At 67.1% G+C, this 12,524-nt stretch carries 11 protein-coding genes; 3 read left to right on the top strand and 8 right to left on the bottom strand.

The window, feature by feature from the left end; all coding sequences use genetic code 11:
- Positions 1-28: 28 nt before the first annotated feature.
- From ACEF39_RS02235 to ACEF39_RS02215, 5 genes are read right to left on the bottom strand one after another with little or no spacing between them, the layout of a single operon-like run.
- The gene (locus ACEF39_RS02235; protein WP_500286819.1) at positions 29-1,291 is read right to left on the bottom strand and encodes an RNA polymerase sigma factor; all 1,263 of its coding nucleotides are present in this window, start codon (positions 1,289-1,291) and stop codon (positions 29-31) included.
- A gap of 45 nt (positions 1,292-1,336) precedes the next feature.
- The gene (locus ACEF39_RS02230) at positions 1,337-1,693 is read right to left on the bottom strand and encodes a DUF1428 domain-containing protein (protein ID WP_049468925.1); all 357 of its coding nucleotides are present in this window, start codon (positions 1,691-1,693) and stop codon (positions 1,337-1,339) included.
- Positions 1,694-1,717: 24 nt separating this feature from the next.
- The gene (locus ACEF39_RS02225) at positions 1,718-2,128 is read right to left on the bottom strand and encodes a VOC family protein (protein ID WP_500286818.1); all 411 of its coding nucleotides are present in this window, start codon (positions 2,126-2,128) and stop codon (positions 1,718-1,720) included.
- 37 nt (positions 2,129-2,165) lie between these two features.
- A complete protein-coding gene (locus tag ACEF39_RS02220; RefSeq protein WP_500286817.1) occupies positions 2,166-2,588 on the bottom strand; it encodes a VOC family protein in 423 nt (140 codons plus the stop codon).
- Between the two features lie 39 nt (positions 2,589-2,627).
- The gene (locus ACEF39_RS02215; protein ID WP_500286816.1) at positions 2,628-3,044 is read right to left on the bottom strand and encodes a YciI family protein; all 417 of its coding nucleotides are present in this window, start codon (positions 3,042-3,044) and stop codon (positions 2,628-2,630) included.
- Positions 3,045-3,849: 805 nt separating this feature from the next.
- Here ACEF39_RS02215 and ACEF39_RS02210 point away from each other — a divergent pair.
- A complete protein-coding gene (locus ACEF39_RS02210) occupies positions 3,850-4,257 on the top strand; it encodes a YciI family protein (protein WP_089238385.1) in 408 nt (135 codons plus the stop codon).
- Here the strand turns inward: ACEF39_RS02210 and ACEF39_RS02205 are convergent.
- Positions 4,235-6,319: a gluconolaconase gene (locus tag ACEF39_RS02205; protein WP_500286815.1), complete on the bottom strand. Its 2,085-nt coding sequence runs from the start codon at positions 6,317-6,319 to the stop codon at positions 4,235-4,237. The genes ACEF39_RS02210 and ACEF39_RS02205 overlap by 23 nt on opposite strands.
- A 150-nt stretch (positions 6,320-6,469) precedes the next feature.
- On the opposite strand from ACEF39_RS02205, the gene ACEF39_RS02200 reads away from it, so the two are divergent.
- Positions 6,470-8,005, top strand: a complete 1,536-nt coding sequence (locus ACEF39_RS02200) for a hypothetical protein (RefSeq protein WP_500286814.1) — start codon at positions 6,470-6,472, stop codon at positions 8,003-8,005.
- A gap of 7 nt (positions 8,006-8,012) precedes the next feature.
- Here ACEF39_RS02200 and ACEF39_RS02195 read toward each other — a convergent pair whose 3' ends face one another.
- Positions 8,013-8,789, bottom strand: coding sequence for a lytic transglycosylase domain-containing protein (locus tag ACEF39_RS02195; protein ID WP_500286813.1), 777 nt, complete (start codon positions 8,787-8,789; stop codon positions 8,013-8,015).
- A 449-nt stretch (positions 8,790-9,238) separates the two neighbouring features.
- Positions 9,239-10,612 (bottom strand): D-serine/D-alanine/glycine transporter, encoded by a 1,374-nt coding sequence (gene cycA, locus ACEF39_RS02190; RefSeq protein WP_500286812.1) that lies wholly within the window; start codon positions 10,610-10,612, stop codon positions 9,239-9,241.
- 228 nt (positions 10,613-10,840) lie between these two features.
- Between cycA and ACEF39_RS02185 the strand changes: the two genes are divergently transcribed.
- Entirely contained in the window at positions 10,841-12,457 is a 1,617-nt protein-coding gene (locus ACEF39_RS02185) for an EAL domain-containing protein (RefSeq protein WP_500286811.1), read from the top strand.
- Positions 12,458-12,524 lie beyond the last annotated feature (67 nt).

Below are 12,524 nucleotides of genomic sequence, written 5' to 3'. Positions count from 1 at the left end.
AAACCGACAAGTGCTGACCTTGTCGGCTTCAATTTTCCTGCGGCAGGCCGGCCCGTTGCCGCAGCAGGGTCCGCTCTGCCTGGTTCTGGCTCAACGCCGCTGCCGAGGCGAACGCGTCACGTGCATCCTGCTCCCGCCCCAGTTGCTGCAGCAGCTCGCCGCGCACCACCATCAGCGGTGTGTAGCCCTGCAGGCGTGGCTCGTCCAGCAAGGGCTGCAACAGCGCCCACGCCGCGAACGCACCTTCGCTGCGCGACACAGCCACCACCCGGTTCAATGCCACCACCGGCGACGGCATCACCTGCAGCAACTGCGCATACAGTGCGGCGATCCGCGCCCAGTCGGTGTCTTCGGCGCGGCGGGCACTGGCATGGCAGAAGGCGATCCGTGCCTGCAGCACATAGGGATCATCGCCGCCGCCTGCGGACACCGCGCGCGTCAGTGCCTGCTGGCCGCGTTCGATCTGCAGCCAGTCCCAGTGCGTCCGATTCTGCTGGTCCAGCAGAACCGGCGCGCCCTGCGCATCGACCCGTGCCGCCGCGCGCGAGGCCTGCAGTTCCATCAGCGCCAGCAGACCCAGTACCGGCGGCGCCGGCATCCGGTGGGCCAGAATGCGCGCCAGCCGCAGCGCCTCGGCGCACAGTGCCGGTCGCATCCAGTCGTCGCCCGCACTGGCCGCGTAGCCTTCGTTGAATACCAGGTAGATCGCTTCCAGCACCGACGCCAGTCGTTCCGGCAATGCATCGGCACGCGGCACTTCGTAGGGCACCTGCTTCTGCGCCAACGTGCGCTTGGCCCGCACGATGCGCTGGGCGATGGTCGGCTCCGGCTGCAGGAACGCGCGTGCTATCTCGATCGTGGTCAGCCCGCCCAGCAGGCGCAGGGTCAGCGCTACCCGTGCGTCGGCAGGCAGGACGGGATGGCAGGCCACGAACATCAGCCGCAGCAGGTCGTCGCCGATGTCGTCTTCCAGGGCCTGGCTGTCGTCGGGCGCGGGCAATGCGGCCGGATGCAGCTCCTCTCCCCATTGCGCATGCTGCTGCGCCACCCGCTGGTGCTGGCGCAGCACATCGATGGCACGGTTGCGCGCGGTGGTCATCAGCCAGGCTCCGGGATTGTCCGGGATACCCTGCACCGGCCAACGCTCCAGCGCGGCCAGCCAGGTGTCCTGGGCCAGCTCTTCGGCGCGACCGACGTCGCCGCCGAGCAGGCGCGCCAGGCGCGCGATCAACACTGGCGATTCCATCCGCCAGAGGGTGTCCAGGCGTTGGCTCAGGGCGGGCTCGTGCATGCGGCGATCACAGCATGCGGGCCCGGCCTGCACAAGCGCCGGTGTTCACGCTTCCACGATCGGCTTGAAGCCGCCCCAGAACATGCGCTTGGTATCGAACGGCATGTCCTTGGGACCGATATGCGCCAGCCGCGGGTCGGCCATCACCTTCTTGTTGATGCGGTCGCGCGCGGCACGCGTGCGGAACACCACGAAGGCCACGATCACCGTTTCGCCCGGCTTGAGCTTCACCGCCTGAGGGAACGACGTCGATTTCCCGGGTTGCACGTCGTCGGCCACGCATTCCATGTACTGCAGTGCGCCATGGTCCTTCCACACCGCGCCGGCCTGGCGGGCAAGGCGGCGATAGGCCGCCACCTTGTCCTGCGGGCACGGCAATACGTAAGCATCCACGTAAGTCATGGGGAGTCTCCCTGCAGCGGCCGGTCAGCCCGGCTCGCCGTCCATGTGTGCGATTTCCCAGAGATGCCCATCCAGGTCCTGGAAGCCGCGCTGGTACATGAAGCCATAGTCGCGCGCCGGCTGCGGTTCGCTGGCACCGGCGGCCAGCGCTTTGTCCACCATGGCGTCCACCGCCTTGCGGCTGTCGGCCGACAGGCAGGTGATCACCTCGGTCTGCGTGTGCGCATCGGCGATGCCCTTGGCGGTGAACTGCTGGAAGAACGGCTTGACCAGCAGCATCACGAAGATGCTCTCGCTGACCACCATGCAGGCGGCGTTCTCATCGGTGAAGGCTGGGTTGAAGCTGTAGCCCAGTGCAGCGAAGAACGTCTTGGCTTTTTCCAGATCCTGCACGGGCAGGTTGACGAAGATCATCTGCGGTTGCGGTGTACTCATCGGTGCGGTTCCTTGGAATGGATGGAGAGACGGAAAATCAGGGCTGCTTCATGCAGTTGACCATCCACGGCTTGCCGTAGCGGTCGGTCAACATGCCCCAGCGGTGGGCCCAGAAGGTTTCGGCGATCGGCATCTGCACCTGGCCACCCTCGGCCAGCGCCGCGAAAACGCGCTCGGCTTCTTCGATGCTGTCCACGTCGACGTTGATGGTCGTCGAACCGCCCTCGCCGCCGCCGGGACCATCGGCCGCCATCACGATCGCGCTGCCGATCTCCAGCTGGCTGTGGGCCACATGGTCGAGCGTGTCTGCCGGCATCTCATTGCAGCCCGGCGAGCCGTCGGACGGCGGCATGTCGCGGTACTTCATTTCCGACGTGACCTGGCCACCGAGTGCCCTGGCGTAGAACGCCATTGCATCGTGGGCCTGGCCGCTGAAGCCGAGGAAGGGAATCAGTTTCATGGGAATGCTCCGTCGATTGGGATGAATGCGCGGCCGTGCTCAGGCGCGGTCGAGCTGCTCACGCAGACGCTGTTCCTGCTGCTGTAATTCAGGGGTGAAGGCTGCGCCGAAGTCTTCGGCCGAGATCAACGGGCGCAGTTCCAGCGCACCGCCCGCACTGAAAGGCGCGCGGCTGGCCCATTCGGTGGCCTCGTCCAGCGAGCGCACCTCCCACAGCCAGAACCCGGCAATCTGCTCGCCGGCCGGGCCGAACGGGCCGGTCTCGACCCGCGGCGTGCCGGTGCCGAAATGAATGCGGCGGCCACGCTGGGTAGCATGCAGGCCTTCCCCGGCGAGCATGATGCCGGCGGCCACCAGTTGTTCGTTGTAGGCGCCCATGGCGGCCAGTTCCTGTGCACTGGGCATGCGCCCGGCTTCGGAATCGGCGTTGGCTTTGACGATCACCATCACTTTCATTGCGGTCTCCGCTGGGCTGCGGGTGCGTGCCCTTCTCTGGTACGACGAACCACGGTCGCGGGAATCGACACCGTCGTGCGGATTATTTTTCCTGCGGAGAGCGCGCCTTCGGCGGGGATCGGCGAACGGCGGAGCCCCTCCGTGGTGGCGGTTGGTCGTGAAGAGCTGCATCTCTGCGGGTTGGCCGGGCGGGTGGGCTGCGCAGGGGACGCCGTGAATCCCCAGACCGGCCCAGCCGCTGGCGGCTGTGCGTTCGGGCGCTTGCGAAGCAGTGCTTCGCAAGCAAAGCGCCCTCACCCCTGTAGGCTCGGGCGCGCCATCCATGGCGCTTACGCCCCTGCGCAACCCACCCGCCCGGCCACGGACAGGTTCCTGCCTTCGATCCACCACGGGAAGATCAAGAAAAAGGCAGAAGCAAGAGCAAGATCAACAGCAACAGCAGCTGGCTGGCTGCCTTGGCTTTGCGAGCGAAGCGACCCGCTTTTGCTCTTGCTTGTGATTTCCCGTGGTGGTGCAGCCACCGGAATCTGTCTGGGGCCGGGCGGGTGGGGTTGGCGGGGTACCCGCGCCATGGATGGCGCGGCTAAGCCTCCAGGGACGGATTCACGGCGTCCCCGCCAATCCCACCCGCCCGGCCCACCCTCATGAAGCCAGCTTTCAGCGACCAACCCACCCCACCACGGAGGGGCCCCGCCGTTCGCCGATCCCCGCCGAAGGCGCGCTTCCCGCTCTGCCTTTCGCAGTGCAGCATGCCCCCGCGCAAACCTGCGCGATCATGGACCCCCGCCCCCGCCAGGACTCCGCCATGCAGCAGTACCTGCTTCTGATCTACATCGACCCGTCACTGCTGCGCACACTGCCCATCGACGACTTCAATACGTTGATGCGCGACTGCCTCGCCCATGCCGACAAACTGCAGGCCGAAGGCACGTTGCTGGCCGCGCAGAAACTGCAGCCGATCGAATCGGCACAGACCCTGCGCGTGCGCGATGGCCACAGCCGGGTACTCGATGGTCCCTTCGCCGAAACCCGCGAACTGCTGGCCGGCTTCAACCTCATCGTCGCCCACGACCGCGATGAGGCCATGCGTATTGCGCAGGGGTTCCCGTGGGCCCGCTTCGGCAGCATCGAGGTGCGCCCGCTGGAAGACATGGACGCCGAGCGCGAACGCTGCGGCGCCCCCGCTGCTGCTATGGCAGCAGCCGTACCCTGATCTCGCGCGGGCCTACGCCTTCGTTGCCGCTGTAGTCGCGCGCACTGGCACGCACAATGTACTCGCCCGGCGGCAACGCCGCCGGCTGCCAGCGACCGGTTTCCATCAGGCCATCGCGCACGGTGTTGGTCACCAGATAACGGAAGCGGGTGACCGCACTGCCGTGCACGGTGATGCCGCTGTCCGGGGCATAGGCCACTTTCACCGCCTGCTTCTGCGGCGGCATGCGGTTGAAGACGATGTTCCAGCGCGGCTGCTCGTAGCCCTGCAGCGGCTGCCCGGCGGCATCCAGAATCTGGTAGCCCACCTGGTACGGCCCCAGCCGACGACGCGGCAGGTTGTTGTCCACCTGGTCCCAGGCTTCCACCACGATCTGCACGCCGCGCCCCTGCCGCGCCAACATCACCACGCCATCGCTGCCGGCGACCAACGGCTGGTCGTTGTCGTCCAACAGCGCCACATCGGTGATGCGCGGCGCGAAGTGGTCGGCATAGCCCTTGAACCCCAGCGCCACCGCATTGGTCTCGAAGCCACCATTGCCCACGGCCAGGTGCACGTGCGCCTGGTTGTTGATGCTGCCCAGGCGGTCGCCTACGTGGATGCGCGTGCCACGCCGCACGCGGATGCGCTCCAGCGTGCCGTCTTCGGCGTACAGCGGCTGCCAGCGCGCGTCGAACGGTTCGCCGCGTGGCGTACGACCGACCCGCATGTGGATGTACTTCAATCGGTCCACGGCCAGACCCTCAGCCTGCCCACCCAGGCTCCAGGCCGCGATCGGGCTGCTGATCTTGCCCTCGGCAATCGCCAGCACGGTCTGGCCGACATCGCCGCGCACGTCGAAGCCGCCGTGCAGGTGGTGGCGGCTCTCGCCCTGGAAGGTGCCGCGCACCTCGCCGAGCGTGCCGACCACTTCGTGCCAGCCATCCTGCGGTGCAAGTGGCCAACGCCCACCACTGTCTGGCAGCGCCGCATCGGAGGCCGGGCCCACCAGCGCCGGTGCGGGCAGTTCACCCACCGGCAACGGGCGCAGGCGATGCAGGCGATAGGCTGCGGAGTCGGCCACCAGCAGAGCGCCGTCTGCCGCCACGGCCAGGCCACTGGGGCGTGCCAGGCGTGGCAGGCGGTCATTGCCCAGCAGCGCCAGCTGATGGCCCTGCGGGGTCACCTGCACGATGCGCCCGTCCAGGTCACCGACATACAGCACACCGTCGTGCGTGGTGGCCAGTGACAACGGTCCATTGATGACCTCACCTTTGCCGACCACGGTGCTGACCGTGCCATCGGCACCGACGCGGCGGATCGCGTTGTTGAACAGGTCGGCCACCAGCAATGCGCCGTGCGCATCGAAGGCCAGCGCCACCGGTGTATCGAAGCGGGCGTCAATACCCGGTGCGTCGGCGAAGCCCGGGCGGTCGCCGCCGGCCAGCGTGCGTACATTGCCATCGGTACCGATCACCCGGATGCGGTCGTTCCAGGTATCGGCCACATAGACCTGTCCCTGCGCATCCACGGCGATGCCCATCGGTCCATCGAAACGCGCCTGCGCGGCGGGACCATCGGCGAAGCCCTGCTGGCCACCGGCCAGCGTCGTCACCTGTCCATCGGTGCTGATGCGCCGGATCGCATGATTGCCGGTGTCGGCCACATACAGATTGCCCTGTACATCGGCGGCAATGCCCGAAGGGGTGTTGAAACTGGCCTGCAGCGCAGGCCCATCGACACGTCCCTCGCCCTGCCCCGCTACCGTTTCGATACGGCCATCGGCCAGGCGGCGGCGGATGCGGTTGTTGTCACCGGCATCGGTGAAGTAGACGCTGCCATCGGCGCTGCCCAGCAGCGCGTAGGGGTCGGCGAAGCGCGCCTGCGCCGAGCCGCCATCGCGATCACCCGGATGGCCGTCGCCGGCCAGCAGCTCGATCTGTGCGGTCCACGCCAGCGGCGTCGGTGCAGGGCCGGTCGGTACCTGCGGGCCGGAGGCAGGCAATTCCCACCAGGTCGCCGCCAGGGCCACCGCTGTTGCCACCACCACCGCACCCACCGCCATCCCTTGCCACCGCGCCATCGTCCCATCTACCTGTGCTTGCATGAAGAGGCACGAACGATAGTCGCTGTGCCCATGCAGCGCCATGGCCGATGGTCAGGGCCCTCTCATGGCGCTTGTCCTGCGCTGCCGCAGCGGGTTCAATGTCCACTCCATGGACGGAGGCCCACCATGCCCCGCTGCACCTCACTCCTCGTGCTGCTGCTTGCCGCACTGACCAGCGCGACCGCCTCGGCGAATGTTCCCCGTACGCCCACTCCCACCTCGCAGCATCCGCCCAATGCGGCGATGGATGCTGCGCATGCCGCGTACGCGCAGCAATGGGATACGGCCATCGAGCAGTCCCGCAGCGGCAATACCCTGGCCGCGCTGATCGCCATGGAACGGCTGATGGACAGCCCGCTGCTGGCCGACTTCGATGCCGAGCGCCGCGGCCGCGCCGCGCAGTTTGCCGGCTGGACGGCGGCCATGCAGAAGCAGCCTGCGCTGGCACGGCGCTATCTGCAGCAGGCGCTGCTGGCGTTGCCGGGCGATGCAAGCATCCTGACCACGCTGGTGTCGCTGGACCTCAATGATGACCAACCCGCAGCGGCAGTGGAGCATCTGACACAGGCACTGGCGCGTGCCGACAGCCCGCTGGCGATCGACCACCACACCATCAGCTACCTGCAGTACCACCTGCGCGCGCAGCCCGCGCAACGCATGGCGCTGCTGCAGGCGTTGTTCGACAACGGCTGGAAGAGCGGCGGCAGCGAACCCACCGGGCTGTGGCTGGAGTTGGCCACGCTGCAGGCCGACAACGGTCGCAGCGATGCCATCGCTGCGACGCTGGCACGCATCGATACCCCGGCCGAACTGATCCGGTTGCGCAGCGACAAGCGCTTCGATCGCTATGTGGACCGCCGCGATGTGCACTTCGATCCGGTCAAGGCCGCGCAGCGCCACCTTGACGCCCTGCGTGTATCAGGCCTGCTGGATCGCGTTCTGGATGCACGCATGGTGGATTTCAGCAGCACGCTGCTGATGCTCGATCGCAACGAGGAAGTCCTGGCACTGACGGATACGCTGGCCGAGGCCGCCGCGGACGGACAATCGCCGCCCGCCGCCGAAGCGGAATGGCTGGCCTGGCTGCTCAACAGCCGGATCGCTGCGCTGCGTCGCTTGGGGCGTACCGATGAGGCGCTGGCGACGGCGAAGCTCGCCGCCCGCATCGGCGCGCTCGGGCCAGATGGTCTGGAGCACCAGATGAACGTGGCCTTCGTGCTCAACTCACTTGGTCAGACGCAGGAAGCAGACACCGCGATGGAGACATTGACCGGCCTAAGCGGCTATGGCCAGGCCGCACAGGCCTTGATCCATTTCGCCGCCGCCCGCCAGCGCGGTGATGCTGACGCTGCTGCCGCAGCACGTGCAGTCATCGTCGCCCAGCGCCAGGGCGCGCGCCTGTTCTACCGCGAGATGCTGCTGGAAGAGGGTGATCTGGATGCTGCCGCAGCCGTGCTGATCGAGCAGTTGCGTTCGCCGCTGGAACGCGGCGACGCGCTGGCCAGCCTGCAGGACATGCGCGTGTATCCGTCGTTGCCGGGCGATGTACGCATCGATGCCGCCTGGCGCGAACTCAAGCAGCGGGCCGACGTACAGGCCGAAGTCTCGCGCGTCGGCCGCATCGAGCGCTACGAGCTGGTAGGCAGCGCCACGTCGCGCTGAGCGCCGGCTACTTCGCCGGTACTTCGATGCGGATGCCCATCGCCTCGCGATAGCGGGTGTACAGGGCCATCACCTTGTCCACGTAGGCCAGGGTTTCGGCATACGGTGGCACGCCCTTGTAGCGCGCCACCGCACCGATGCCGGCATTGTAGGCCGCCGCTGCCAGCGGACGGTCGCCGTTGTAGCGGCGCAGCAGCGCACGCATGTAGCGGGCGCCGCCGTCGATGGACTGTTGCGGCGAGAACGGGTCGCGCACGCCGTACTCCACTGCGGTATCGGGCATCAGCTGCATCACGCCCTGCGCGCCCTTGCTGGACACCGCCAGCGCGTCGAAGTTGCTTTCGGCATGGGCGATCGCCCGCAGCCAAGCATCGTCCACGCCGGTGGCCTTGGCCGCCGCCTTGAATTGCTTTGCGTGCTGGGCCAGCTGGGGCTTGCCGACCTTGCCGAGGCCTTCATGCGCCGGTTCGCCCGGCGGTGTGGCTACGGTGAACTTCAGGAACACCCGCGAGCCGGGCAGGTTGCGGGTGGAGTAGACCAGCTTGCCGTCCTGTTCGCGCTCGTACAGCACGCCACTGAACACGCCCATGTTGCCCCACAGGTTGGGGGCCTGCACGGCGCTGTCGTCGATCTCCTTCGGCGTGCAGCGCGAGCCGGGCTCGGGCGCGGTGGCCAGGCTGACCGTGTTGCCTTGTACGCAGCGGTAGACCGTGCGCGCAGCGGCCAGCCCTGGCCACAGGGCAGACAGCAGCAACAGCGCGACAAGGGCGGGACGAAGGGACATGGCGGCGGGATGATCCGGCGGCGGCCGCTAACAATGAGTGAATGGGGGTGTTCGGCCGGGCGGCGCCCGGCACCCGCAGAGGCAACGGCAACGGCAACGGCCGAAGCAACAGCAACTGCGGCATTCCGTGGGATGGCGGGGTGGGTCCGGTGGCGGGGGACGCCGTGAATCCATCCATGGAGGCTTGGGCGCGCCATCCATGGCGCTTACACCCCCGCAACCGGACCCACCCCGCCTTCGACAGATTTCCGCGATCTGCCGGAATGGCATGGCCTGCTCTTGCTGGGTGTCGACCACGCGGCTGTTGGTGGGTGTCGACCTTGCGGCTGTTGGTGGGTGTCGACCTTGCGGCTGTTGGTGGGTGTCGACCTTGGTCGACACGTAGATCCACGCCATGCGTGGATGGGACTCACCGAGGCCGTTAGATCTGTTGGCGAGGGTCTTCCCGACTAGCGCGCCATCTTCCGCCGCAGCCAATAGCCTGCGCCCAGCAGCACGAACCATGCGGGGCTGGCCACCAGCGCCTGGCGCGTGTCGGCCTGCAGGCTCAGCAGTACCAGCACGGCGGCGAAGAAGATCAAGCAGGCCCAGCACATCGCCACGCCACCGGGCATCTTGAAGATCGAGGCCGCGTGGCGTTCGGGGTAGCGACGGCGATAGACCATGTAGGCCACCAGGATCAGCGACCAGACGAAGATGAACAACACCGTTGCCAGGGTCGTCACCAGGGTGAAGGCGGTCACCAGGTTGGGAATCAGATAGATCAGCAGGGTGCCGCCCAGCAGGCACAGGCAGGAGAACAGCAGGCCCCGGGCCGGCACCGCTGCGCGCGATAGCTTGGACAGGCCACGCGGTGCATGGCCTTCCTCGGCCAGACCGAACAGCATGCGGCTGGTGGAAAAGATACCGCTGTTGGCCGACGACGTGGCCGAAGTCAGCACCACGAAGTTGATCAGGCTGGCCGCGGCGGGAATGCCGGCCAGCACGAACAGCTGCACGAACGGGCTCTTGTCCGGCACCACCTGGCGCCATGGGGTGACCGCCATGATCGCGATCAGCGCCAGCACGTAGAAGATGATGATGCGCACCGGGATCGAGTTGATCGCCTTGGGCAGGTTGCGCTCCGGGTCGGCCGTTTCCGCAGCGGTGGTACCCACCAGCTCGATGCCGACGAAGGCGAACACCGCGATCTGGAACCCGGCAAAGAAACCGACCAGGCCCATCGGGAACATGCCACCGTCATTCCACAGGTTCGACAGCGATGCGGTGTGCCCGCTGGGCGAGGTGAAGCCCCACGCCACCAGCCCGGCGCCGGTGATGATCAGCGCGCAGATGGCCACGATCTTGATCAGCGCGAACCAGAATTCCATTTCGCCGAACAGTTTCACTGTCACCAGGTTCAACGACAGCAGCAGCATCACGCAGGCCAGCGCCGGTTTCCACGCTTCCAGTCCCGGGAACCAGAACTGCGCATAGGCGGCGATGGCGATCACATCGGCGATGGCGGTGACGATCCAGCAGAACCAGTACGTCCATCCGCAGAAGAATCCGGCCCACGGCCCGAGCAGATCGGTGGAGAAATCGATGAAGGATTTGTACTGCAGGTTGGACAGCAGCAGCTCGCCCATCGCCCGCATCACGAAGAACAGCATCGCACCGATGATCAGGTAGACCACTACGATGGATGGGCCGGCCAGGCTGATGGTCTTGCCCGAGCCCATGAACAGGCCGGTACCGATTGCACCGCCGATGGCGATCAGTTGCAGGTGGCGGTTGGACAGGCTGCGGCGCAGGTGCTCGGGGGGCGTGGCGGGCTCGGTCATGGGCGCGGGAAGGGGCGGGGGAAGCGTTCGACGGTAGTCCTCCCGCTGCCACAACGCCAGCACCGGCCGGCCCAGACCCGTCAGCAAGTGTCACTTTCACCACAATGTGATCCATTACCGCCCTTGTCCCATTCCGTCCGGCCCGGCGCCGTGTTCATATACCGCCATCGCCCAAGGACCGGCCCCGCCCATGTGCCCAGCCCTGCACACCTCTCTGGAGCCCCGGTCATGAGCCGACTGCGGGTCATCATCGGCGGCACCGTCCTGGCCGTGTTGGCCGCTGCTCTGCCGATCGCGGTCATGGTCTATGCCACCTGGGACCGTGCCGTAAGTGTCGAGCAACAGCGACTGCATGCCATCGCCGAGCGCAGCCTGCGCCGTACCGACGTGTCCTACCAGGAAGCGCTGGCGGCATTGAAGTCCGCCGAGGCCACTGTGTTGCCGCCCTGCGGGGCCGAACACATCCAGCGCATGCAGACCCTGGTGATGACCACGCCGTCGTCCGACCAGATGGGCTACTTCGAGGGCGGCAAGCTCCGCTGCACGTCCTGGGGGCCGTTCCAGCAGGATGTGGACCAACCCACGCCGGACCACGTCACCAGCGATGGCGTCGGCATCACCGTGGACGTGCGCCCCGAGGCATCCGGCCGGCGGCCGATGCTGTCCATCATGTACGGCTCCTACGACGTGCTGGTCGACCCTCGGCGCTTCGTCGATGCCATCGTCGATCCGGACGTGCGGCTGGCCCTGGCAAGTCCGGATGGACGGCTGCTGACCCAGCAGGACGGCATGGACCCGACCCTGTTGCAGCATCTCCTGCGTGAGCCCGGCGAGGGTCTGGACCGCGACACCCTGTATGCCAGCGCGCGCAGCGGTGAATGGCTGGCAATCGCCACGGCGCCGCGTACCGCGCTGGCGGCCACCTTCCAGCAGCAGGCGTGGTTGTTCGTGCCATTGGGGCTGCTGATGGCCGCCGCCGCTGTCGGCCTGGTGATCTGGCTGTCACGACGACGGCTGTCGATGCGCGGCGAACTGCGCATCGCCATCCGTCGTCGCGAACTCTACCTGCACTACCAGCCGATCATCGAACTGGATACCGGCATCTGCGTCGGCGCCGAAGCACTGGTGCGCTGGCAGCGACCCGACGGCACGCAGGTGCGTCCGGACCTGTTCATTCCCTTGGCCGAAGAGGCCGGGATGATCGCCGCCATCACCGATCTGGTGATCGAGAACGTGGTTGCCGACATGCGTGAACTGTTGGCCGAGGATCGCAGTGCACACATCGCGATCAACCTGGCGGCCGAAGACATCAGCAGCGGGCGGGCGCTGAAGGTGATCTCCCAGCGCATGGCCGGCAGCGGCATCCTGCCGCAGCAGATCTGGCTGGAGGCCACCGAACATGGCTTCCTCGATATCGACCGTGCGCGCACCATGCTGGCGGCGGCGCGACGCGCGGGCCACAGCGTGGCCATCGATGATTTCGGTGTCGGCTATTCCAGCCTGCAGTACCTGCAGCAGCTGCCGTTGGATGCACTGAAGATCGACAAGTCCTTCATCGATGCGATCGGCACCGAGAGCGCGACCAGCCCGGTCACGCCGCACATCATCGGCATGGCCCGCGAGCTGGGCCTGTGGGTGGTGGCTGAAGGCGTGGAAACCGAAGCGCAGCTGGCCTACCTGCACAGCCAGCACGTGCAGTTCGGCCAAGGGTGGTTGTTCTCGCGGCCGTTGCCGCGCGATGAGTTCATCGCCTTCCACCGCAAGCGCCAGCAGCAGTACGGCGCAGCGCGGGAGCACATGCAGAATCCGCGCAGTGTGCCGTTCGAGCGCGAGCAGGCGGGGTAGTAGTAGTCGGCGAACGGCGCAGCCCCTCGTGGTGGGTCGCTAGGAGCGGTTTCTGGGGTTGGTCGGG

It is taken from the genome of Stenotrophomonas indicatrix (genome assembly GCA_041545745.1).
Taxonomy (GTDB): domain Bacteria; phylum Pseudomonadota; class Gammaproteobacteria; order Xanthomonadales; family Xanthomonadaceae; genus Stenotrophomonas; species Stenotrophomonas indicatrix_A.
The sequence above is the reverse complement of the archived record's forward strand: the minus strand, read 5'-3'. Positions and strand labels throughout refer to the sequence as shown.